Below are 21,465 nucleotides of genomic sequence, written 5' to 3'. Positions count from 1 at the left end.
GACGGACATGACGATGATCCGATGCGTCTCGCCGGTGAACGGCGAGGTCTACGCGGAACGCGAGGCGCTGACGCCCGAGCAGGCGCGCGCGGCGGTGGCGCGGGCCAAGGTGGCGCAGCCGCCCTGGGCGGCGCGGCCGCTGGAGGAGCGGGTCGCCCTGGTGCAGGACGGGGTGCGGCGGCTGAACGGGCTGGGGGACCGCGTGGTGGAGGAGCTGGCCTGGCAGATGGGCCGGCCGGTCCGCTATGGCGGCGAGTTCGGGGGCCTGAACGAGCGGGCGGCCTACATGGGCGGGATCGCGGCCGAGGCGCTGGCGCCGATGGTGGCCGAGGACAGCGCGCGGTTCGAGCGGCGGATCGAGCGGGCGCCGGTGGGCGTCGTCTTCGTCGTCGCACCGTGGAACTATCCGTATTTGACGTCCTGCAACACCATCATCCCCGCGCTGATCGCGGGGAACAGCGTGATCCACAAGTCGGCGTCCCAGACGCTGCTGGTGGGGGAGCGGTGGGTCGAGGCCTTCGACGGCCTGCTGCCCGAGGGGGTGTTCCAGAACGTCGTGCTCGACCACGAGGGGACGGAGCGGCTGATCCGCGAGCGGAGCTTCGGCTTCGTGAACTTCACCGGGTCCGTCGCGGGCGGGCAGGCCATCGAGCGGGCGGCGGCGGGGACCTTCACGCCGCTGGGGCTGGAGCTGGGGGGGAAGGACCCCGGCTACGTCATGGAGGACGCCGACCTCGACTGGGCGGTGGACGTGCTCATGGACGGGGCGATGTTCAACGCCGGGCAATGCTGCTGCGGGATCGAGCGGATCTACGTGCACGAAAGCCTGTATGACGGCTTCGTGGATCGGGCGGTCGCCTGGACCAAGCAGTTGAAGCTGGGGAACCCGCTGGACCTGTCCACCTCCCTCGGGCCGATGGCGAACCGGCGCTTCGCCGACACGGTGCGGGCGCAGACGGCCGAGGCGGTGGCGGCGGGCGCGCGGCCGCTGATCGGCCGGGAGGTCTTCCCCGAGGACGACGGGGGGACCTATCTCGGGCCGCAGATCCTCGTGGACGTGGACCACTCCATGCGGGTGATGCGCGAGGAGAGCTTTGGCCCCGTGGTGGGCATCATGCCCGTCTCGGGCGACGACGAGGCGCTGCGGCTGATGGACGATTCGCCCTATGGGCTGACGGCCTCGCTCTGGACCTCCGATCCCGAACGCGCCGCACGGCTCGGCCGGGTGCTCGACACCGGGTCGGTCTACATGAACCGTGCCGACTACCTCGACCCGGCGCTCTGCTGGACGGGGACCAAGGACACCGGGCGCGGGGCGGCGCTGTCGGTGCTGGGGTATCATTCGGTGACGCGCCCGCGTTCGTATCACTTCCGCAAGGTGAAGGCATGACCCCCACGGCGAACTGGTCCTATCCGACGCGCGTCCTCTTTGGCGCGGGCCGCATCGCGGAGCTGCCCGCCGCCTGCGCGGAGGCGGGCATCACGCGGCCCCTCCTCGTCACCGACCGGGGCTTGCGCGACCTAGGCATCACGGCGGCGGCGCTGGACCTGCTGGAGCAGGCGGGGCTCGGGCGCGCGGTGTTCGCGGACGTGGACCCGAACCCGACGGACCGGAACCTGAGCGACGGGCTGCGGGCCTATCGCGAGGGCGGGCATGATGGGGTGGTGGCCTTCGGCGGCGGCTCGGGGATCGACCTGGGCAAGATGGTCGCCTTCATGGCCGGGCAGACGCGGCCCGTCTGGGACTTCGAGGACGTGGGCGACTGGTGGACTCGCGCCGACGCCGACGCCATCGCGCCCATCGTCGCGGTGCCGACCACGGCGGGGACGGGGTCCGAGGTGGGGCGGGCCTCCGTCATCACCAACTCGCAGAGCCACGTGAAGAAGATCATCTTTCACCCCAAGGTGCTGCCGCGTGTCGTCGTCAGCGACCCCGAGCTGACGCTGGGCCTGCCGCCCGCGATCACGGCGGGGACGGGGATGGACGCCTTCGCGCATTGCCTGGAGGCCTATTGCTCGCCGTTCTTCCACCCCATGAGCGCGGGCATCGCGCTGGAGGGGATGCGGCTGGTGAACGACTATCTGCCAAGGGCATTCAAGGACGGCGCGGACCTGGAGGCGCGGGCGCAGATGCTGGCGGCGGGGTCGATGGGGGCGGTGGCCTTCCAGAAGGGGCTGGGGGCGATCCACGCGCTGTCGCATCCGGTGGGGGCGACCTATGGCACCCACCACGGGACGACGAACGCGGTGGTGATGCCCGCCGTGCTGCGCTTCAACCGCCCGGCGGTAGAGGAGCGGCTGGGGCGGGCGGCGGCCTACCTCGGGATCGCGGGCGGCTTCGACGGGTTCCTGGGCCGCGTCGAGGAGCTGAACGCGATGTTCGGCTTCCCCGAGGGGCTGCGGGCGATGGGCGTGAAGGAGGCGCGGATTCCGGACCTCGCCGCGCAGGCCGTCGAGGACCCGAGCGCGGGGGGGAACCCGGTGGAGATGACCCAGGAGAACACCGAGGCGCTGTTCGCCGCCGCGATGTGAGGCGGAGGCACGGTGGGGCGGTCCTGCAAGGCCGCCCCTCGGCGTCGGGCCGGGTCAGCGCCGGGGCTGGCGGACGGGGACCGGCACCGGCTGGAGGAGCGGCGCGGCGCGGAGGCGGCGGCCGCTGGGCGGCTCGTCCTCCGGCTCGGCCATCCGCATGATGCGGATGCCGAACTGCACCCCCGCGAACACGATGCCGTTGAAGACGACGAGCAGCAGGCCCCCGAGCCACCCCGAGCGGGTGTCGAGCACCAGATGGCGCAGGCCGGCCACGTCGAGGGCGAGGAGCAGCGCCACGAAGACGGCGGCGAGCGCGAAGCCGCACAGGACGCTGGAGATGTAGAGGCGGACGAGCTTCGGCATGGCGGACCCTCCTGCGGGGAAGGATACACCGGCCGGCGCGGAAGACCAGAGGGGCTGGAGCGCGGGGCGGGCGAGGCCGACCCGCGAGCGGAGGGATCGCCGGGCCGGATGCGGCCCGGGTCGTCGGCCCGACGTTCCCGGATCTAGCTGGGACCGCGCCGGGACGGGGCGACGCCGGCACCGCGCGGGCGCGGGGACTTGGGCGGCCTCCGATCCGGGCCCGGCTTGCACCGAGGCTCGACGCGCGGTCGGTCCCGGGCCTTGCCGGAGGGGAGGGAGACGGGCAGGGGCGCGGGGTCCAGCCGGGGGTGGCGGGTCCGCGCCGAGGACTCCCCGGGTTCCGATCCAGGGGCCCGACCCAGGCCCCCGAAGGGGCGGCGTCAGTGACGCCACGGCAGGCGGGGCGGCTCCGAGGATTCCTTAATGCCGCGCCAATGCTGACCGAATTGCGCGCTCTGGTGGCGGCGGGGCCCGTCCCGGGCCGGTCCATGGGAGGGATCATGACGCTGCGCCACGGCCTGTCCCTGATCGTCCTTCCCGCGCTGCTGGCCCTGCTGGCCGCGCTCTGGCAGCGGCAGCGGGCCCTCGCGCGGCGGGCCCGGGTCTTCGAGGGGCTGCTGGACGAGCTTTACGCGCGCCGCCCGCTCCTCCCCGGGGAGGGAACGGGCGAGGGCCCCCCCGAACCGCCGGCGCGGACCTAGGCGCGGCGGCGGCGGCGCGCGACGAGGCCCAGCATCCCCAGCGCCGCCGGCAGGAGCCAGCCCCCGGCGGGCAGCGGGATGGCGGGCAGGGTGGCGGGCAGTACGCTGGCGCTGGACAGGCCCCAGCCGTCGTTCCGCCGTGTCGCGAAGTGCAGCGAGGCGGTGGTCGTCGGCCGGTCGAAGGTGACCGTGAGCCAGTGGAGCGTGCCGCTGGCCTGGCGCCGGGGGATCGTCCAGACCGCGCCCTCGACGGTCAGGGCGAAGCGGCTGGCGCCGAGCTTGCGGTCGGGAAGCTGGTCGAAGGCGTCGGTCAGCGCGAAGGTGAGCTGCGTGAAGGCGCGGGGCTGGGACAGGGTCCAGGTCACGTCGGCGAGGTCCTGGCTGTCGATCCAGTCGCCGCCCAGGGGGGCGAAGCGGTCGTAGGCGGCGGGCCGCCCGCCCGAGACCAGCGCCACCGAGCAGCCGCCCGCCACGACCGAGCCGCCGCTGCCGCAGCGGCCCGAGGCGGCGAAGTCCTGGGCCCGAAGCTCGATCCGGGTGCCGGGGGCCGGGGCGGTGGAGGAGGCGGTGATGGTGGCGGCCTGCGCGGTGCCCGCGGCGAGCACCAGGGCCAGGATGGACAGGAATTTCATGCGATTACCCTCGTTACGACGGGTTCCTCATCGCCCCGATCCTCCATTGTGGCAACAGAATCCTGAACGAAGGGTTAATTGTGGATGAATGGTGGTTAATCGCGCGGGACGCCCCGGCCTCAGAGCCACAGGTCGCCGCGGCCCAGCGAGGTGAGGCCCGTCAGCAGGATCTCCAGGTCCGGGGCGGTGTCGCCGTCCCCCGCGAGGTCGGCGCGCAGGATCACGCCGCCGTCGCCGCGCGCCCACCAGACATCGCCGTCGCCCCGGGTCCGGCCGCCCCAGCCGAAGGCGTCGTCGCCCCGGTCCGGGTGCGCGTCCAGCGCGCGCAGGTCGATCCGGTCCTCGCCCCGGTCGAACCGGACCACGGTGTCGCGGGCGCGGGGCCCGCTCTCGGCGGCGGCGCGGAACACCAGCACGTCGGCGGCCGCGTCCCGCCCGGGGTCGAGCCGGTCGGCCGCCAGCCCCCCCCAGAGCCGGTCGGCCCCGGCGTCGCCCAGCAGGCGGTCGGCGCCGGCCCCGCCCTCCAGCCGGTCGGCGCCCCCGCCACCGACGAGCGTGTCCCGCCCGGCCCCGCCCAGGAGCGTGTCGTCGTCCCCATAGCCGCGCAGCACGTCGTCGAAGCGGTTCCCCGTCAGCGTGTCGCGGCCGCCGAGCAGGTCGTCGAGGCCGCCCGACAGCGCGTCGGCGCTGGCGCGGAGGCCGGTGACGGACAGGATCTCGCGCGCGGCGGAATCGACGACGCGGAACCGCAGCGCCACGGCCGGCGCGGCGGCGAGGTCCATGTCGGCGAGGAGGGCATAGCCCGTCCCCTCGATGCCGTAGGTGACGCGGGTCATGCCGTCCCCCAGCCGGGCCGTGCCCGCGACCGCCAGCTCCGCGTCCCCGTCCCAGGGCCCGAGCGAGCCGCCGTCGATGTCGAAGCCCGTCCCCAGGGCGTCGCCGATGGTCACCTTGGTCATTGTCCGCCCCTTCCGTTCGCGCGTCCGACGGCGGGAAGGAAGCACGGGGCCGGCCGCCGATCCAAGCGCGAAGCCCCGACAATTCGAGCGAGCGGCGGGTCGGGCGGCGGGGCCGGGGAACCCGGCGGGCAGGCCGGGGCTTGTCCCGGGAGCCCGGATTCCCCCGGGATGCCGTGACCGATCCCCCGCCCCGAGGAGCCGCATGACCCGCCTTCGCCGTCCGACCCGCCTCGTCCTCTCGCTCGGCCTGGCCCTGGCGGCGGGGCCGCTTCCGGCGCAGGGGGTGCTGGACCGCCTGCTCGGCGACACGCCCGGGCGCGGCATCGCGCCCCAGGACCTCGTGGCGGCGCGCATCTGGGTGCTGGACGCGCAGGGGGGCCTGTCGAACTTCGCCGAGGCCGAGATGCGGCCGGGGCCGCACGTCCTCGTGGTGCTGTCGGCGACGACGCAGGTGCCGACCTTCGTCCTGCGGGCCGAGACCGGCCCCGAATGCGCGGCGGCGGCGCGGTCGCTGACCAGCGTCCATGGCGGGCGGCTGGCCTATTGCCATCCGTTGGCCTGATCGGGGATCGAGGGAGCCCTGGCAGCCCGTAGGGGAGTCGAACCCCTCTTCCCAGGTTGAAAACCTGGTGTCCTAACCGATAGACGAACGGGCCGCGGCAGGTGGGCGCTTCCTAGACAAGGCGCGCGCCGGGGGCAAGGGGGCGCGTGCGCCCCGCGCGTCGTCGCGCGAGCGGTCCCCCAGGGGGCGTCGATGCGGAAAGGCAGGGGGAGCCCTGGCAGCCCGTAGGGGGCTGGCAGAAGTCGGCTAAGTTACTGTATTGTATCAGGTCGGGTGTCCCTTGAACTGTCGGAATCTGCCTGAAAGTATCAATGGGTTAAGGGTTGGTGTCCCAGTCGATGCTTCAGTTGGTACCCCCGCCATCGGCACACGCTTGCAGGGAAGCCCATCAGCGGATCGAGACGCTGCCGCGGGGCTCCCGGCCCTAATCCTGTGCGGCCGCCTCCTCAAGGCGTTCATGAAGGGGTCCTATGATCGTGCCCTGGATCACGGCCAAGCGGCCCTGGCACAGGGACATGCACCCTTGAGACAGGTGCGTGTCCGCAACAGGGGGGCGTAGCCCAGCCGAAGGCGAAGGCCGATAGGCCACACCCCTTCTTTGGCCACCCCCGGCGCCCGCGGCCGCCGAGCCCAAAAATGGGATGCGATCGCTGGGAGGGCGACCGAAGACGGAACCGATGCAAAGACGGATGAAAGAAGGAGCACTCAAGTGACGCAGTGCCGCCCAGCTTGGTGGCATCAGTTCGAGCCTCTTGAACGAGGCTGAAGACAATCGCGGCGTTCAGGCTATCATGGGTTCGACGCCATGATGACGGGTTATGAGCCATGGGGCGACGTCACCGCGCGTCCGTAATCAAACGCCGTAAGATCTGATATCGACTTTGCTCAAACTCGACCCTGGGCCAAGCCCAGGCCGTCCCTGGCAACCGCCAAGAAGCTCGAAGCGCTCTCGCTGACCTGCATCTTGTAGGTCAAGGTCTCAGCGAGCCCCCAACTCCTCCGCTCCTTGCCGCCAGACCCGGATCGGCAAGGCTTCCTGGTCTGTGTGCAGGAGGGCCCGACCGGGGTCCGCCGCGCGATGCGGATCGTGCTTGCCGGTCGCGAGATCGTATCCCCTCTGGTTTGCACCGACCTCCAGCGCGCCCAACCCGCGGCTGAAGCCGGTCCGAAGCTCGCTCGGCTCCTCGCAAAGGAGCAAGGCATCCCGTGTCGCGCGATGGCAGGCGCTGAGAGCCTTGTTCTCCATGGCATCGAGCTGTCGCTGGACGTGAACTTTGTCCGCGTTCGGTCCAATATGCCAGGCGTCGGGAAAGGAGCTTGCCGTATAGGTGACCGGCATCCGGCTGGCTGCGATCTCGGCGATGTCTCCGGGCACCGACCGGCCTTGAGCCGCTTCGGCCTTGGCCAGGATCGCCGCCCGCCGGGTAATCTCCGCCTCCTGGCGGTGGAGGTCCTTCTCGCGTTGCAAGAGGCGAGCGACCCAGGCAGCGATGTCGGTCAGCCATCTCGATGCCGGGCGGATGCGGTCGATCAGCCGATCGCGCGTCGTCCGGCTCTCGGGCGCTGCAGGTCCAAAGGTCAGTCCATCGCGTCGCTGATCAGTGGCCGGCAGGTACGTCAATTCCTGCTTCAGGATGGCATCGAGCCCTACCATGACCGCCTCTTTGCTGGCTCGTGCAGTGGCCGCATGTGTCTGCGCGGCACCTATGGCCTGCTCCGCCTCCTTCTGCCGCTCCTCGGCCAGCTGTTGCCGGCGTCTTGCCTCCTCCCGCTCGTCGCGAGCGAGGGCGGCCGCGAGGTCGGCATGGGCGATCTTCTGATCGGCTTCGGCTGTTCTCTGATCTGCCTGCGTCTCGCGATCCAAGAGCTTCTTGGCCCGTTCCGCCCGCCAGTCCCGTGGGGCCTTGCTCTTCAGGACGTCAGGCAGCGGCAGGTCCGCTTCAAGCGCCTCGCGGCGCTGCTCGGCCCTGCGCTCGCCTCGAACAAGCCCCAAGCATCCGAAGAACTCACCCGCGACGTCCTGGGCATGCTCATAGTCACGGATCAGGGGATTGGACCCGGGCTCGATCATGAGCTGGCGGCCGCGCCGCTTCGAGGTCTTTTCCACCACCGGCATGATGATCGCGTGGAAATGGGGCGCTTCCTCGTCGAGATCGAGCCTCAGATGCCGAACCGAGTCAGGGAAGTAGGTCTTGAAGAACTCGAGGCCCCGCTGCTCGAAAGCCGCGATCTTGGCCTTACAAAGCCGGTTCTCGATGGGATGGCCATCCTTGTCGCGACTATAGGTGATCAGGACATCCTCTTCGGGTGCGTCGGGCGGCGCGGCGAAGTACGCCTTGTTGGCCGTGAGAACGATCTCCCGAAGCGGCCCATTGGCGCTCTCCTTGTACGGCCGAAGGAAGCCGTCCTCCTCCCGCTGGTCCGCCAGGGTCTTCTGCCGGGCTTTCCTGAGTGCCGTGACTTCTTCCGCCCGGTTCTGCCTCATCATACCCTTGATCTCGGTCCTGATCGGGGCGGCGAAGGTCGCGCCGACATGGGCGCGGTTGCGAGACGTGAGCCCCAGATCCACATGGTCCAGGTCTCCGCCCGAGCGGAGGGCGTGCATCTCGATCCGGGACAGGACTCCGGGAAAGAACGCCGCGAAGCGAAGAACCACCTTGTACGGATCGTCGGACATGAAGGCCTCCATCGGTGCCGATGGAAGGGAGGTCGGGCCCAAGGTTCAGGATCGCTCGCGAAAGCAGTATCGGCGTGCATTCGGGGCAGGTCGGGGGCGAAGCTGATCAGAGTTCGGGGGCAGACGAACCGCGCGGTCGGACAGGGTCGACGCCGCTTTGCGGCATAGACGTACTCATTAAGCAGGTGCTGCAACCGCTGCGCGGATTGCTGCACCTGCCCATTCGCCAAGGCTCCGCCCTGGACCCGCTCCTCGCCGGAGGGCGGCCTCCTGCCGGGCCAGGGATCCGCTCGCCGCTCCCCCTGGACCCCCGGCGCCTCCGGCGGCGAGGAGAGGCGGCGGCCCTCTCCTCGACCTCTCCCAAGTCGTTCATGTGCAACCGGTTCAGCCCCGAGGCCGTCGCATGAGCGTCCTGAGGGGACGCCATCACCATAGGATGGAGCAGACAACGCCCGCCGTGCCGCCTGCGGCCGGGTCCTCGGGGCGAGACCCGGGCCGCAGGCGGACGGGCAGGCTCACGCGACCGAGGACGAACTCTTGACTGCCGCGGGATCCCCTGCGGCCAACACCGGTCAAGGAGCCCCATGAACCAACTCTCATCAGTCATCCATACTGTCACAACACCTCAGCGCCTCAACGGCGTCGATGCGCTGCGCCGCTTCATCGAAGACCACGCCGACGGCCTTCGCCATGCCGCCGAACTCCTGGGCGGAGAGGACCACGCGCGGTCCGTCGACGAGCTTGTCGATCTACTGATCCGGCAGCCCGGCCTGAGCCGTCAGGCCTGCCGGCGCGTGGACCGGCTCCTGCAGCTGCTCTCGCTCGAGCTGGTCTCCGACCTGAACAGCCCTGAGGCGGGCTGCTTCGCGCTTATCCCGCCCGATCACCCGGACGTCGCAGACCTCTGTCTACTCGCCGACGGTCTGCGCGATGCCGTTGCCGGGGCGGGTGATTACCTCTGGTCGAAGCTTCGGAACGCGCCGCCCCGTGCCGCCTGATCGACCAGGGGCTTAGACCCTTACATCGTCCCGCATCGGGACGGTGCTTGACCGCCAGTGCGCTCCTTGGCCCACGCCAAGGCTGGAAAGGTCGGGAGGCTCAGATGAGCACCACCTCAACAAATTCGATCCTGTCCGCATCCGCTGATCACCTTGCGGCTGCCCCCAATGAGCGGTCTGAAATCCAAATTCATGGAATCCGGTCCTTCATCGACCGCCACGCCGTCGCTCTCTACGACACCCTCGATGCGGCAGCAGGTGAGACCGGCACCAATCTCCTGGAGGACCTTGTGGGCGTGCTTTCGACGCCTTGGCCCAACTCCGATCATGTCCTCGATCTGCTGGGCCGGATCCGCGACCTTCTCTCCGAGGCGAGCTTCGAGCGGCTCGACAAGGCCGATCGCGAGAGGTCTTGCCGGGCAAGTATGCACGATCGGGTCAGGTGGTTCGGCGCTCGACTTACTGACATGGGCTGCTGATTCTGTGACTTACCGACTAAACTGACTGACCGAAGATCACCAAGATCAGGTTAGACGGTGGCGTGGCCGGCCGAGATCGGATCCGTCCGTTGGCCGGCCCAAGCTGCCAGAGCGCGGGAAAAACGACTGAAGTGCGGCAATCAGCTTTGGTGGGGATCCGCACGGACCAATCTTCCTCGCGTGGCGAACACGGTGTTCGCTTCGATTGTGAGGAGAAGACCATGGGTCTCAACAGCATCCTTTGTATTATTCGTCTGGTCGCTTTGGCAAAGGGTTATAGCGAGGCGGACATCGCCGCCGGAGTCGAGTACGCCTCGCGCAAGACGCGCCGGACCCATCCGCCAGGCCGGTTTGACAAAGCTCGGCGGTTCTATTCCTCGGAGCCTTTCCACATTCCGGTCCGTGAGCCATCTCGCGAGTACCCCTTTTCTCAGATGACCCACGCCAGGACCGCCGGTCACGTTGCACACCAATTCGGCGCTGGGGAACTCGCGACCAAACGGATCGGGAAGCTTGTGGAAGCGGTCTGGGAGGCTGAAGTGCAGAGCATCTCAAATCATCAGGCGCCTCTTCTTGCCGAAATGCTCAGCAAGAAGCTCAAAGCGGCTTCTTGAGGCCAAGAGCTAGGCAATTATATACTTTGCAAACCGAGCCCGAAACGCGGCTCGGACCCAAGACTGAGGCTGGACCTTAGTCCGCGCGTCGGAACGTGACTCTCTCGCTCGTGATGTCCCATTCGGCGGTTTCCCAGCCAATTGACAGCCAAGCCTTGGCTTGCGTATGCGTCCGGTCGTTTGCCCACCAAGGGCCATGCTCCCGCGCGCTAGGTGGCAGGGCGAAGCCGAGTATCTCCTCGATCTCGGTGAAGCTCAGTCGCCGACTAGACGGACCTGGGCCGCTTAGATACGCGGACAGCGGATCATACTTGCTCACTTGTAGGTCCCCGCTTTGAGCAGGGGCCATGCCTCCTCGTAAGGCATGACCGCCTCGTGCTTCGACTTCCAGTGCGCATCTATCCCATCCCAACCGTTGCCACGGAACACGTGACCACATTCGGGGCAAACCTTGGCGGTCGGCTTCTCTGTCATGCGCCTCAACGCCTCATCGAACTTCTGCTCGTCCTCTTCCGCTTCGACCTCCCGGGCGAGAGCGGCGAACTTCTCGGCTTGGGAGCCAGCCGCTGTGGAGTCGATTGGTCTGCTTCCATTCACCTTCTTGCTCATACCGGGAATCCTAGTTGGGCGACGAAAGGCTTGCGTATGACGAGCGGATATCGACCCGCGATCATGCCGCTAAGAGGTATCAGGCCGCGCTTCGGGAGCTTGCCTGTTGCGCGATCCTTCTCGTCGAACGTGAACATCATCTCACAGTCGAACTGAATTGCAGTCGCTACGTGAATGGCGTCAGGAGTTTCCAGTGTTGGCAGATTAGACCTGCCTACAATCTTTTGTTCTTGATAATATTCCCTGATCTCGCCCGCCAAGTCTAAGATTGGAGAGCTTATTTCCTTCACTTGCACCTTCGGAGGACTTAGCAACTTCTTCAGTAAGTGTTTCTGCTGTTCGTCAAGTGTGCACTGCAGAACTTCCGTCCTTGTCAGAGCTGAAGTAACAGGAATGATCTGCTGCCGATCTAGGGCGCCCACAAGCCCGGCGACTTGGGCGGACTCATCGCCGGGCCTCTCTTCCCTAGTGGCCATCGAGATAAAGATGCAGGCGTCCAGATAGATGACCGGGGGCTTACCAGCCATGCCGCAGGGCCCCCACGAATTCCTCCGAGGGCGTGCCGCCAGTTGCATCTGGAGCAAAACCAAAAATGTCTGCGAACTTTGGCTGTTCTTCCAGGCCTGGTAGGATCTCTAACCTCGTTATATGGGCTTCAAACGGATGGCGCTCGCGCCATCTATATTTCAGGATGCCTTCCACTAGAACATACTTGCCGAGAGCAGGCTTGACCTCCTTGAACAGCGCATCGTCGAACTGACAGGTGATACGGCTAGGTCCTACGGCTGGGTAAAGCGCGCAGTTGTTGGCTTTGCCGTGGATGTTAACGGCTTCAAGCATACCGTCGATCGTCCCTTCGCGCGTGTAGTCCTGCCCGAATGCAGCCTCTATCCGAAGCCTCGCAGGGACATCGATGACGATATCACCTTCCCTTGTTTGAATGATGGCCTTGGCAACGCCCTTTCCGACCACACTCGCCATTTCACGGAGTGCATCGAATACTTCCCGGCTCAACCGATTAGGAGCGACGGCCTTTTGAGCCACATCGGACACATCCCGGAAAAATGGCGTAAGTTCGGCACGACTTCCCGCCTTGGACGGCAGTGCCTCCAGTTCAATCGTAGCGGGGCTATTCATAGATAGGCGGACAACACGCGTTTCCGCCTCACGACCTCCAGGAGCAAGGGCAACGAGTTTGCGCAGGGCATCCACCTGCTTAATGAAGTCACCAGCAGACAAGGCATCACGATCCTCCCCGGAGGGGATAATTGTTAGCCGAACTCGGTTCTCATCCATTTGACGCTTGTGCCCCGTGGTAAGATGACTGCCGGTAGGTCGGACGCTTGCCCACAATACCACTCATTTCTTGCGTCATGCGAGCGAAATCGTCAAAGCCATTGGCCTGCCGATTATTACAGCGGAAATCGAACTCTGCCAAATAACGGTGCAGATGCTGCTTGCCGCAGTGCTGATAAATGCCCTTCATCCCGCGCTTGAAGATGGAGAAGTAGCTCTCGACCGTGTTGGTGTAGGTGTCGCCGCGACCGTATTCGCCTTGGCCGTGCTTCACGACGCCATGCTCGGAGAGCTCCTTGCCGACGTGGAGGTAGTGACCGGCCTCGTCCGTCATCAAGCGGGCTTCCTTGGCGATGTTCTCGCGCAGGATCGGGGCGATAGTCTTAGGGTGCAGGTTGTCCACGACCATGGAACGGGCGCGGCCCGTCTCACGGTCAACGAGGCTCAGAACCTTTATCTTGTGATGGTAGGCGCGCTGGACCGGCTTGCCGGGCTCGCGGCCGATGAACGTCTCGTCCGCCTCCACGGCGCCACCGTTGCCGCCGAACGGGGCAAGGTTGCCGTCGCGCATGGCTTCGCGGATGCGATGGGACATGAACCAAGCGGTCTTGTAGGTGACCTCCAAGGCGCGGTGCAGTTGATGGGAGCTGACGCCCTTCTTGCTGGACGTCATCAGGTAGACCGCTTGCAGCCACTTGTGCAGCGGCACCTTGGACGCCTCAAACACGGTGCCGACCGTGACGGTGAACTGCTTCTTGCAATCGCCGCAGCGGTGCAGGCCCATGCGGACGCGCTTCTCAAGGTTCGGCTTCACCTTCGTAATGCGGCCCGTGCAGCCGCAATGGGGGCAAACCGCTCCCGCAGGCCACAGCACCGCCTCGACGTGCGCAAACGCTGCGGCTTCGTCGTGGAAGTAGGGGCGGGACAGCATGGACATGGCGGTATCTCCTTGCCCTTGAGTTAGGGCAAGTCCGCCGTGTTTGCAATGTATATAATCGCCAAGAGCTAAACCTCAGGGTCGCGGGGCTTCCTGAGAACTTGGGTTGTCGGCGCCACCATCGTGTCGAAACCTCGATCCTATGCCGGTGACTTCGACTTCCCCATAACAACCCTAGGCCGGGAACCCGGTCCGGCAGTCTCGACGGCTGTAACTAATCGGAAGCTTGAGGCAAGGATGACCGCCGTTGACGGCCTCCAATCCGCGCTTTGCTTTCACTCTTGGCAGACTGCATGGCATTCTGAACTTCCGAAAGGTTCTCCAGCGACAATTGAAGGCGCTCCGGCGGGAGATCCACGAGATCGAGGTTCATTCTACGGATGAAGTAGTAGGCCATGGACAGTCGGGCTTCTATCTCGCGATACCCATCGATCATCGCGTAATCCCGCTCTATCGCGTGTCTCTGGGCGTCGCCGAGGCGCGGGTGAGGACGGAGCTTCAGGGTTACCTTGGTGCTCCACTCGAGATCATCCCGCGCATCGTAATCGACTTCGCGCGCTTCGCCGATCTGGTCGATCCGGCTGATCACGAAATCCCGGAACTCCCCGCGGTCGCAGGCCCAGGCCCGGACGTGCCATCGGAACCCGTCGAAAGCCAGCGCGTGCGGGGCAATGATCCGCCAGCGTGTGTTGGTGAGCGACTGATACTGGACTTCGAGCCCTTTACGGGACCGCATGGCCTCGAGAATTCGCCGTAGACAACTGGCGTCCACGTTGCGCGTGATGTCCGGGGTGATATCGACGGGCGGCATCGATCTGAACCAAAGATCCTCGCGTCGGAGGGCCCCCGTGAGCCAGGCCCTCAGCTGAAGGAGGAGACGGTCCGCCGAAACCCGAAGGAATCGTGGCGCGATCTGCGGGCTCGGGACATAGGCCTTCTCGGACGAGTCATAGACGGTGTTCTCTCCCGTCACCTCCCGGTACATGCGCAGGTCGAGCGATGCCTGAGGCGTTGAGATGCCGAAGGTGTCCTCGAGATCGCCCCGGTTCAGGGTGCCCTCCCAGAAGAGCTTCCACTCCATGAACTCGAAGCGCCGGCTCTGACCCCAACGGCGCCGATCCTGCTCCTCCATAATGTCCCCTTTCAAGTGCCTTGACGGGCGTTAAAACTATATCCATCTACTTTCGAGATGGGTCAACTCCCCGACCCAGGCAAACGCTGACCACACGAACGGTCGGCGAAGAGGTAAAAGAGAGCAGGACGATGGCGAAGACGTGGAAGCGCTCGCGCGCCGCGGAGCAGATCGACAAGCGGCTCAAGGAGGTCGAGACCGTCACGGTCGTCGACTTCGCCCGGGACATGTCGCTCGAGAGCATTCCGGTCACCAAGGCCTACAGGATGGACGCGGTCCACCTCTACGCTGACATTCTTAACATCTCGGAGATGCTGGGCGTGACGGGCGAGGAGGGCGTGACCTGCCATCGCCGGACCCTTCGCTTCCTCAATCTCCACTACCGGGCGGTGGACCGCATCCTCTCCCGCGTGGACGCCCGAAGGGTGGACTTCCACAACCAGCGCCTCCACGCGGTGGTCTACAAGCCCTACAACTCCGAGACGGGGGCGGAGCGTCGTCGGGTCGAGCGGGCGGTCGCGATCGCGCAGCTGGTCATCGACGTCCTGCGCGAGACCGGGGACGATGACGACAAGATCCCGAATGCGCGGATGCGGGTCGGCATCGACACCGGTCAAGCCTTGGCGGTGAACAACGGCCGCCGGGGCAACCGCGAGCCGCTCTTCCTGGGAGAACCCGCCAACCATGCAGCCAAGCTCTCGGGCGCCGGCCGCGCCGAAGGCATTTTCCTGACGAACAGGGCCCGCGAGGCGATCGGCCTCAAGAAGGTCGACAAGTCCGCCAACGCGCCCCTCTCCGCGAGCGAGATCGAGGCCTGCCAGACGGCTGCGGACCTCGGGGTCACCGTCGAAGAGATCGTGAAGGAGTGGCGGGACGACCTTGAGAAGAACCCGATCGGCAGCATCGACTTCAGCCGCCAGACGCCACCGTTGTGCCACCTCGACATCTCGGTCCTGACGCCCAAGAATTCGAAGCGCCAGGAAGCGGTCTCGATCTACGCGGACATCGACAACTTCACCGCCTACGTAGGCCGGAACATCGAGGACAGCCCCGAGGACGTCGTCAGGGCGCTTCACGTGCTGCGGTCGGAGATGGAGCGGGTGCTGTCACGAGACTTCGCCGGCCGCCGGATCCGCTTCATCGGGGACTGCCTGCACGGTCTGGTCTGCGAAGGCACCGCGCGGACCACCGACGAGGAGGCCACGGTGAGCACAGCCACGCTCTGCGCCGGGGCGCTCCGGTCCAGCTTCGAGCTCGCGCTTGAGAAGCTCGACGACGCCGGTGTGGATGTCGAGGGGTTGGGCCTCGCGATCGGGTTCGAGCTCGGGCCCATGACGATCACGCGTCTGGGCCTCAAGGGCGAGCAACGGGTTCGCTGCTCGGTCAGCCGCGGCGTTCTGGCCTCGGAAGATGAGCAGCGGCGCTGCGATGGCACGGAGACGGCCATTGGCGAAGCGGCTTACAAGGCCGGAAGCCAAGGTGTGAAGAACCTGTTCGGGCAGAAGCGCAAGGCCGCGAAAATCGACTACGACGAGGCGGTGGACGCGCTGGCGGACCAGGGCGACACCACGGCCAAGGCCGCGCGGGATGTCGCGCTGGCTGTTGCGGCCCCCGAGGTCAAGGGCGCCTCCGGCACGCTGCTGCGACCCTATACTCGCTGGCGGTGACCCAGACTCCGATCGACCTTCTGTTGCGGTGGGCTGCCGAGTTCGGGGCCACGATGACGGCCGTGCGGTCGACCAGCCTGGAGTTCATCCTTCCCGTTCCTCGCCCAGGTGGCACCGCGCCCGTGTATAACATCATCGCGGAGATCCGAGGCGACGTGGTCGCCGCGCGGGAGGCCGAGCCGGTCCGTCTGCCCGCCTTCTGCCCCGAGCGCCACATCAATCGGGACGGCTCATTCTGCCTCGGGTGGGACGGAGCCGACGATCTGGCGGTTCGCGACGAAGAGACGGCACGAGCCTGGTGGAGGCGTCTCTTCAAGTTCCTGTCCCTCCAAGAGCGAGCCGCAAGGCGTCGTCGGTGGCCGGATCGGCGGGCGTGGCCTCACGGGGATGCCGCGCGCCACCAGCTTCGCGCCGAGATGGCGGCGCACAGGCTCGGCTCCCCGTTTACCGAAGATCTGGCCCAGGAGCGGCTGGAGGTCATCCGCAAAGGGCGGGGCGCTGGAGGCCACGGACTCCGCGTCCAACGCGACGGCCGAAGGCTCTACTCTGTCTGGGAAGGTGCGCGACGGGCCGTGAATCTTCGGCAGCGCTGCCTGTGTGCGTTGGGTACGGGAAGTTCCCCGGCAGTTCTTCGAGGCTGCGGCGATCATGCGGATGCCGCCGTCGAGCTCGCCTTCGCGCTCCGTGATCGCGACATCGCCGAGCAGGACTTCTGGGCGCAGCTCAAGGGCACGACCTGTTGTGGAACGATGGATGGCTGCCCGCTGTCCTCAGGCTCGAATGGGAGATCGGAATGATCGAACGGTTCCAAGGTGACAAGGGGCGACGCCTTCTCGTCGAAGTGCTCGGCAACCAGAAGATGCTGCAAGGGGCGGCCGGTCTGCCGGAGGCGGTGGCCGAGCGGGGTGACCTACGGGAGATGCAGGCGAACGAGATCCTAATCGAGCAGGGGGCCGATACCAACGACGTCTTCCTGATCATCGCTGGCGTCTGCGATGTGATGGTGAACGGAAGGACCATCGCGAAGCGTGGCCCCGGAGAGCATGTCGGCGAGATGGCCGCCGTGCAGCCGACCCAGCCCCGGTCCGCGACCGTCCGGGCCGGAGAAAAGGCGGTGGTGCTGCGGCTGTCGGAGGAGGCCTTCTCGGACCTGGCCAGCCGCCACCCGTCCATCTATCGCGCAATCGCTCAGGAACTCTCCAAACGCCTGCTGGAACGCAACAAGACCATCGGTGCCTATCGCGAGCGCATCAGGCTGTTCGTAATCAGTTCGAGGGAGGCCCTGGCAGTAGCCCGGATGATCCAGAACCAGTTCGAACACGATCCCATTGACGTTGAGCTCTGGACCCAGGGGTGCTTTAGAGCCATGAACTACACCCTCCAAGACCTCGAGGAAGCCCTCGACCGCGCGGACTTCGCTGTGGCCGTGGCGCATGCCGACGATGTGACCGAGAGCCGGGATGAGAGATGGCCAGCACCGCGCGACAACGTCGTGCTCGAGTTGGGTCTGGCCATGGGGCGCCTCGGCCGATCCAGGGCGCTGCTGATGGAGCCTCGGGGTGTCGATCTGAAGCTGCCGAGCGACCTACTAGGGATCACCACGATTCCCTATCGCTTCGAAAAGGGCGGGGAGAACGATCGGCTCATGGGACCCGCCTGTGACAAGCTGCGGGAGCACATGCTCCGCAACGGTCCGGCAAACGGCTGAGGAACGGCCAACACGCAGGCGGGCCGCCGCTTTGGACTGAGACGTCGCGGTGGGTGTCATATTAAATCCTTGCTCTACCGATTCGATCGGCAGCTCTGGATGCCGCCTCCACTGGGAGAACTTGCCTTCGGCAGAAATCCTCGGCTCATTACCTCTCGCGGGTGGGGGAGGATGAGTGGTGACCGAGGTTGTAATTGGTGAACTTGTGGAGGCTAGAGGCCGGCGATGGCTGGTCCAGTCAATCGGTGAGGGACGGCCTGCTGCTCACAGACTGGTCTGCATCGACGATGACGCCCAGGGCGAGACGCTCGACCTCTGCCTCGCCGCGGAGCGGACATGGCGGGGGCTCTCGGATGAATGGTCCAGCCTCGCCTCGGCACAGCCGGCGGAAGCCAAGGATCTCGGCGCACACCTGAAGGTCACCGAATGGGGGACTGCCTCAGCGGCCGATCGGTCGCTGTTCCAGGCGCCGTTCCGGTCAGGCATCCGCCTTGACCCCTACCAGCTCCTGCCGCTTCACAAAGCGTTGGAGCTTCCGCGAGCGAATCTCCTGATCGCGGATGATGTGGGCCTGGGCAAGACCGTCGAGGCCGGCCTCATCGTTCGCGAACTTCTTCTGCGACGGCGCATCGACTTCGTCGTGGTCGCCGCGCCCGCGTCGATGATCCTGCAATGGCAGGACGAGATGGCGCAGAAGTTCGGTCTCGACCTGACGGTCGTGGACGCGGAGCATCTGGCATGGACGCGTCGGATGCGCGGGTTCGGAGCGAACCCCTGGGCGCTCGGATCCTTCTTCGCCTTGTCCCACGCCGTCCTGTCCGAGGACGCCTATGCCGGTCCGCTCCGCGACAGCCTTGGCGCCTTCCGGCCGGGCTCCCTTCTGATTCTCGACGAGGCGCACCATGCTGCTCCGTCCAGCAGCGGCGCTTACGCCACGGAAAGTCAGATGACGCGAGCGGTCCGGGATCTTGCCGGGCGCTTCGAGCACCGCCTGTTCCTGTCGGCCACACCACACAACGGGCATTCCAATGCCTTCTCGACGCTGCTCGAGATCCTCGACCCGCAGCGCTTCACCCGCGGCATCCCGGTCGAACCCCAGGATCTCGAGCCTGTTATGGTGCGGCGGCTCAAGGAGGACCTGCGCCAACTCGGCGAGCCCTTCCCCGAGCGCCGCGTGGAACCCGTCGTCATCAGCGGCCTGCCCGAGGACGCCCCGGAGCTGCGCCTCGCCGAGATGCTGGCCGACATGGTGGCCGGCGCGGCGGGGTCGCAGTCTACGCGCTTTCTCCTGGCGCTGTTCCAGCAACGCCTGTTCTCGTCCCTCGCCGCCTTCCACCGCAGCCTTTCCACCCACCGCCGCACTCTCGAGCGCAGGGCCCTCGCCGAGAGCGACGAGCCGGAGGATGATGACCGCATCGCGATCGAGACCCGGAGACTGGCGGGCAGGGGCAAACCGCTGGCCCTGACCCGGATCGACGAAATGCTGGCGCTGGCCGACGCGCATCGGCACCGGCCCGACGCGCGGATCGAGCGGATCATGGAGTGGATCCGGGCCGAGATGCTCGACGGCACGGTATGGCGGGACCGGCGGCTTATCATATTCACCGAATGGGAGGACACCCATCGGTGGCTCGTGGCGAGAGTTGAGGAGGCGCTCGACGGCTTGGGCGTCGATGTCGATGGGCGCATCCTGCGCTTCACCGGCCGGGCGGATCAGGACACGCGCGACCGCATCAAGATCGAGTTCAACGCCCCCTTCGAGAAGACCCGGGTGAGGATCCTCGTCTGCACCGATGCTGCCCGGGAGGGGATCAATCTCCAGGCGCGCTGCCACGACCTATTTCACTTCGACCTGCCCTGGAACCCGTCGCGCCTGGAGCAGCGCAACGGGCGGGTCGACCGCAAGCTCCAGCCCTCCGCTGTCGTGACCTGCCGCTACTTCTCCTATGCGCAGCGCGAGGAGGATCGCGTTCTGGACGCGCTGGTCGCCAAGACGGAGCGCATCCGGCGCGAGCTCGGCGCCGCGGGGCAGGTGATCCGCGAGGACATCGAGGGTCGGCTGCGGGCGGGGATCGGGCGCGGCGAAGCCCGGGAGCTCGCCCGGGTGCTGTCGGCTGACACGCCGAAGGGAGTCGAGGCGGCTCGGCGCGAGATGGGGGACGAGGGCACGGCGCGGCTCGATCGCCTCAGGCAAGAAAACGACAAGCTCGCCGCGATCCAAGAACGCGCGCGAAGGCGGATCGGCGTAGATCCCCGCGATCTCATGGTTGTCGTGGACCAGGCGCTCGGGCTTGTAGGGCGGGGGACGGCCCTGCGCCCTGGAGATTTCAGCGTTCCGGAAGCCCTCCATCTCAGCCCTGATGATCCGGCCTTTGCCGGTGATCCGAGCTGGCAGTCGCTCCTCGATGAGTTGCGCCCTGGCCGGCCACCGGGTCCGCGCGAGTTGGCGCGCTGGCGGGCGAAGAACCCGCCGCGCGGGCTCGTCTTCTCGCCGCCGGCGCTCCGCCCGGGGGAGCCGGAGCCGCAGGACGTGATCCAGCTGCATCTGGAGCATCGCCTCGTGAAGCGGCTCGTGTCGCGATTCCGAGCGAGGGGCTTCGCCGACGCCCTCGATCGCGTGGCGATCGTGCCGGCAGGCGGACCTCAGGCCCGGGTGGTGCTGATCTCCCGTCTGGCGCTCTTTGGGCCAGCCGGCCAGAGGCTCCACGAAGAGATCATCCCCGTAACCGCACGCTGGCGTGAGGCGGACCGCGAGGTGCGTCCGCTGAGCCCGTTTGGCGAGCAGGGAGAGGCCGCCACCCTGGCCCAACTGCATGAGGCGCTGCGGGCCGGCGGCTCTGTCCGCCCGGAGATCGCGGAACGGGTCGCAGCCTGGGTGGCCCGGGACGTCACGGACCTTCGCCTTCATGCCGAGGAGCGGGCGCGAGCCGCCGAGGAGGTGGCGCGCGGCCAGCTTCAGGAGAATGGCGAACGCGAGGCTTCCGCCATCGCCGACCTGATCCGCCGGCAGCTCGCCCGCGTGGCTGCGGCTCGCGCTGAATGGGTTCCGCCGGCGCAGGGTGTGCTGGATCTGCGGAGCGACGAGGAGCGCGCGCAGGCCGACCGCGAGAGGCGCCAGAAGGAGGCCGACCGGAAGTCCTGGGACGACAAGGTGGCGCGCCTCGAGCGCGATATCGAAGCCGAGCCGGCGCGGGTGCGCGAGGGCTACCGGATCGCCGCGCGGCAGGTGGAACCGGTCGGAATCGTCTATCTTTGGCCGGAGGGGCAGACATGAGGGGGGATCGGCCGGCGGACGCGACGGACCTGTGGCTGGGCGAGATCAGGCCGCAAGGACTGGTGCTTGGGGCCAACGTGCTTCGGGAACGGGGCCTCGAGCCCGATCGGCAGCGTGCGGCGGACTCGGAGGAGACCGCCGAAGCGCTCGGGCTCGACCCGCGGGAGGATCGGCGATCCGACGATGCTCAATTCGCGCTTCGCGATCCCTGGTCCTTCTTTGGCGGAGTCCTGAGATGGCCGGCTGGATTCGTGGCCGGCGCGCCGGGGGGGCCGGAGTTACCTGGAGGGCTGGCCGTCGCGGTCCCCGAGTACGAGACGCATGT

Annotated in this window: 21 protein-coding genes and 1 tRNA gene; 11 read left to right on the top strand and 11 right to left on the bottom strand. The window is 67.0% G+C overall.

Annotation, left to right across the window (positions count from 1 at the left end; all coding sequences use genetic code 11):
• Positions 1–7 precede the first annotated feature (7 nt).
• Positions 8–1,390, top strand: a complete 1,383-nt coding sequence (locus tag J2Z33_RS02635) for an aldehyde dehydrogenase family protein (protein ID WP_209837626.1) — start codon at positions 8–10, stop codon at positions 1,388–1,390.
• Positions 1,387–2,532, top strand: coding sequence for an iron-containing alcohol dehydrogenase (locus J2Z33_RS02630; RefSeq protein ID WP_209837624.1), 1,146 nt, complete (start codon positions 1,387–1,389; stop codon positions 2,530–2,532). The genes J2Z33_RS02635 and J2Z33_RS02630 overlap by 4 nt, the downstream gene beginning before the upstream one ends.
• A gap of 54 nt (positions 2,533–2,586) precedes the next feature.
• On the opposite strand, the gene J2Z33_RS02625 is transcribed toward J2Z33_RS02630, so the two are convergent.
• The gene (locus tag J2Z33_RS02625; protein WP_209837622.1) at positions 2,587–2,895 is read right to left on the bottom strand and encodes a hypothetical protein; all 309 of its coding nucleotides are present in this window, start codon (positions 2,893–2,895) and stop codon (positions 2,587–2,589) included.
• A 500-nt stretch (positions 2,896–3,395) separates the two neighbouring features.
• Here J2Z33_RS02625 and J2Z33_RS02620 point away from each other — a divergent pair, with 500 nt between their 5' ends.
• Positions 3,396–3,596 (top strand): hypothetical protein, encoded by a 201-nt coding sequence (locus J2Z33_RS02620; RefSeq protein ID WP_209837620.1) that lies wholly within the window; start codon positions 3,396–3,398, stop codon positions 3,594–3,596.
• Here J2Z33_RS02620 and J2Z33_RS02615 read toward each other — a convergent pair.
• On the bottom strand, positions 3,593–4,228 hold the full coding sequence (locus J2Z33_RS02615; RefSeq protein WP_209837618.1) for a VPLPA-CTERM sorting domain-containing protein: 636 nt from the start codon (positions 4,226–4,228) through the stop codon (positions 3,593–3,595). The two genes, J2Z33_RS02620 and J2Z33_RS02615, sit on opposite strands and share 4 nt — an antisense overlap.
• 119 nt (positions 4,229–4,347) lie before the next feature.
• Positions 4,348–5,187, bottom strand: coding sequence for a calcium-binding protein (locus J2Z33_RS02610; RefSeq protein ID WP_245218505.1), 840 nt, complete (start codon positions 5,185–5,187; stop codon positions 4,348–4,350).
• Positions 5,188–5,389: 202 nt separating this feature from the next.
• Here J2Z33_RS02610 and J2Z33_RS18150 point away from each other — a divergent pair, with 202 nt between their 5' ends.
• Positions 5,390–5,749 carry a hypothetical protein gene (locus J2Z33_RS18150; RefSeq protein ID WP_245218504.1) on the top strand — a complete coding sequence of 120 codons (360 nt, stop codon included), beginning with the start codon at positions 5,390–5,392 and terminating at the stop codon, positions 5,747–5,749.
• Between the two features lie 19 nt (positions 5,750–5,768).
• On the opposite strand, the gene J2Z33_RS02600 is transcribed toward J2Z33_RS18150, so the two are convergent.
• Positions 5,769–5,843, bottom strand: a tRNA-Glu gene (locus J2Z33_RS02600).
• An 885-nt stretch (positions 5,844–6,728) separates the two neighbouring features.
• Positions 6,729–8,426, bottom strand: coding sequence for a plasmid recombination protein (locus J2Z33_RS02595; protein WP_209837612.1), 1,698 nt, complete (start codon positions 8,424–8,426; stop codon positions 6,729–6,731).
• A gap of 584 nt (positions 8,427–9,010) precedes the next feature.
• On the opposite strand from J2Z33_RS02595, the gene J2Z33_RS02590 reads away from it, so the two are divergent.
• The 3 genes from J2Z33_RS02590 to J2Z33_RS02580 all read left to right on the top strand — a co-directional run bounded on the left by J2Z33_RS02590 (position 9,011) and on the right by J2Z33_RS02580 (position 10,517).
• Positions 9,011–9,424: a hypothetical protein gene (locus J2Z33_RS02590; RefSeq protein WP_209837610.1), complete on the top strand. Its 414-nt coding sequence runs from the start codon at positions 9,011–9,013 to the stop codon at positions 9,422–9,424.
• Positions 9,425–9,528: 104 nt separating this feature from the next.
• Positions 9,529–9,903, top strand: a complete 375-nt coding sequence (locus J2Z33_RS02585) for a hypothetical protein (RefSeq protein WP_209837608.1) — start codon at positions 9,529–9,531, stop codon at positions 9,901–9,903.
• A gap of 221 nt (positions 9,904–10,124) precedes the next feature.
• On the top strand, positions 10,125–10,517 hold the full coding sequence (locus J2Z33_RS02580) for a hypothetical protein (RefSeq protein ID WP_209837606.1): 393 nt from the start codon (positions 10,125–10,127) through the stop codon (positions 10,515–10,517).
• Positions 10,518–10,593: 76 nt separating this feature from the next.
• Here the strand turns inward: J2Z33_RS02580 and J2Z33_RS18915 are convergent, their stop codons facing one another.
• The 6 genes from J2Z33_RS18915 to J2Z33_RS02555 form a co-directional block, all read right to left on the bottom strand.
• Positions 10,594–10,866 carry a DUF7662 domain-containing protein gene (locus J2Z33_RS18915; RefSeq protein ID WP_425342573.1) on the bottom strand — a complete coding sequence of 91 codons (273 nt, stop codon included), beginning with the start codon at positions 10,864–10,866 and terminating at the stop codon, positions 10,594–10,596.
• On the bottom strand, positions 10,833–11,126 hold the full coding sequence (locus tag J2Z33_RS02575; protein ID WP_209837604.1) for an FmdB family zinc ribbon protein: 294 nt from the start codon (positions 11,124–11,126) through the stop codon (positions 10,833–10,835). Before J2Z33_RS02575 ends, J2Z33_RS18915 begins: the two co-directional genes overlap by 34 nt.
• Positions 11,123–11,653 (bottom strand): type II toxin-antitoxin system VapC family toxin, encoded by a 531-nt coding sequence (locus tag J2Z33_RS02570; RefSeq protein WP_209837602.1) that lies wholly within the window; start codon positions 11,651–11,653, stop codon positions 11,123–11,125. The genes J2Z33_RS02575 and J2Z33_RS02570 overlap by 4 nt, the downstream gene beginning before the upstream one ends.
• Positions 11,643–12,422, bottom strand: coding sequence for a hypothetical protein (locus J2Z33_RS02565; protein WP_209837600.1), 780 nt, complete (start codon positions 12,420–12,422; stop codon positions 11,643–11,645). The genes J2Z33_RS02570 and J2Z33_RS02565 overlap by 11 nt, the downstream gene beginning before the upstream one ends.
• Positions 12,415–13,359, bottom strand: a complete 945-nt coding sequence (locus J2Z33_RS02560) for an IS1595 family transposase (protein WP_209837597.1) — start codon at positions 13,357–13,359, stop codon at positions 12,415–12,417. The genes J2Z33_RS02565 and J2Z33_RS02560 overlap by 8 nt, the downstream gene beginning before the upstream one ends.
• A gap of 214 nt (positions 13,360–13,573) precedes the next feature.
• On the bottom strand, positions 13,574–14,491 hold the full coding sequence (locus J2Z33_RS02555; RefSeq protein WP_245218503.1) for a helix-turn-helix transcriptional regulator: 918 nt from the start codon (positions 14,489–14,491) through the stop codon (positions 13,574–13,576).
• Between the two features lie 131 nt (positions 14,492–14,622).
• Between J2Z33_RS02555 and J2Z33_RS02550 the strand changes: the two genes are divergently transcribed.
• The 4 genes from J2Z33_RS02550 to drmD all read left to right on the top strand — a co-directional run bounded on the left by J2Z33_RS02550 (position 14,623) and on the right by drmD (position 21,140).
• Positions 14,623–16,158 carry an adenylate/guanylate cyclase domain-containing protein gene (locus J2Z33_RS02550; RefSeq protein WP_209837595.1) on the top strand — a complete coding sequence of 512 codons (1,536 nt, stop codon included), beginning with the start codon at positions 14,623–14,625 and terminating at the stop codon, positions 16,156–16,158.
• 53 nt (positions 16,159–16,211) lie between these two features.
• Complete coding sequence (locus tag J2Z33_RS02545) at positions 16,212–16,955, top strand: E2 domain-associated cysteine-rich protein (protein WP_342454111.1); 744 nt, start codon at positions 16,212–16,214, stop codon at positions 16,953–16,955.
• A complete protein-coding gene (locus J2Z33_RS02540; protein ID WP_209837592.1) occupies positions 16,952–17,866 on the top strand; it encodes a TIR domain-containing protein in 915 nt (304 codons plus the stop codon). The genes J2Z33_RS02545 and J2Z33_RS02540 overlap by 4 nt, the downstream gene beginning before the upstream one ends.
• Positions 17,867–18,044: 178 nt before the next feature.
• Positions 18,045–21,140 carry a DISARM system SNF2-like helicase DrmD gene (gene drmD, locus J2Z33_RS02535; protein ID WP_209837590.1) on the top strand — a complete coding sequence of 1,032 codons (3,096 nt, stop codon included), beginning with the start codon at positions 18,045–18,047 and terminating at the stop codon, positions 21,138–21,140.
• Positions 21,141–21,465 lie beyond the last annotated feature (325 nt).

The organism is Rubellimicrobium aerolatum (assembly GCF_017872975.1).
GTDB classification, from domain to species: domain Bacteria; phylum Pseudomonadota; class Alphaproteobacteria; order Rhodobacterales; family Rhodobacteraceae; genus Rubellimicrobium; species Rubellimicrobium aerolatum.
The sequence above is the reverse complement of the archived record's forward strand: the minus strand, read 5'-3'. Positions and strand labels throughout refer to the sequence as shown.